1 protein-coding gene is annotated in these 944 nt (G+C 35.9%); it reads left to right on the top strand.

Features of this window, described 5'->3' with window-relative positions:
- Positions 1-45: 45 nt before the first annotated feature.
- Positions 46-944: ISL3 family transposase (locus JCM10596_RS22805; RefSeq protein WP_051541423.1), on the top strand; the 899-nt coding region annotated here is incomplete at its 3' end.

Raw genomic sequence — 944 nt, 5'->3', positions numbered from 1 at the left:
GGCAATCCTTTTTGTAGGCGAATACAAAAATAGGAGGAATAGCGAGTGAAAACAAATATTTGTTTACCACTAGGATTGCCAGAGTTTATGATTTTAAAACAAAAGATTCAAAAAGATACCATTTACTTAGATGTCGAAACAAAGAAGGCACCAGAATATTGTATTCATTGTGGCTTATCAACCCTTAAAAGACACGATCAGCGAATTAGGAAGGTACGAGATTTAGATTTATTAGATAAAACTCTCTATCTATTTATCCATATCAAACGTTGGCGTTGTCATAATTGTAATGAAGTGTTCTCTGAACCACTTACATCAGTACCAACTGGTAAACACCAAACCTATCGGTTTCGTAAGAAAGCGTTTGATATGTGTTCTGGAACTACGATTAGTTACGTTAGCCGTAAATTGAAGGTTAGCTATAAAACGCTTGAGAGAATTTATTATGACATAGCCAAGAAAGAATTGAATGATAGTGCTTGCTCAGGTGTAATTGGAATTGATGAAGTAGCTGTAAGAAAAGGTCATAGATATGAAACTGTGGTTACAGATATCCAGACAGGTATGATTCATCAAATGGGTCCCAATAGGGACTATGAAGCGACCGTTGATCTTCTCAATTCTTTCAAAGAAAAACCGCCATTCGTAGTGGTTATGGACATGTGGAAGCCCTTTTTTAAAGCTTGTCGAAACTCTTTGCCTAAGGCATCCATTGTCATTGATAAATACCATGTTGTTCAAAAGGTGAATCTAGCTCTTGATGCCGTACGTAAAAGTAAAAACAAACAGATAGAAGGATTAAAAAAGGGACGTTTCTGTTTGCTTAAACGCGCCTTTCGTTTAACGACTAAACAGTTTGAAAGGCTAGACAATTATCACCATCAGTCAGATGAGTTGGCATATGCTTATTATCTTAAAGAATGGTTTTACGACTTATATCATCA

It is taken from the genome of Caldalkalibacillus mannanilyticus JCM 10596, from assembly GCF_000615945.1.
In the GTDB taxonomy this organism is placed as follows: Bacteria; Bacillota; Bacilli; order Caldalkalibacillales; family JCM-10596; genus Bacillus_AT; species Bacillus_AT mannanilyticus.
This window is presented reverse-complemented; position numbering and strand designations above follow the sequence as displayed.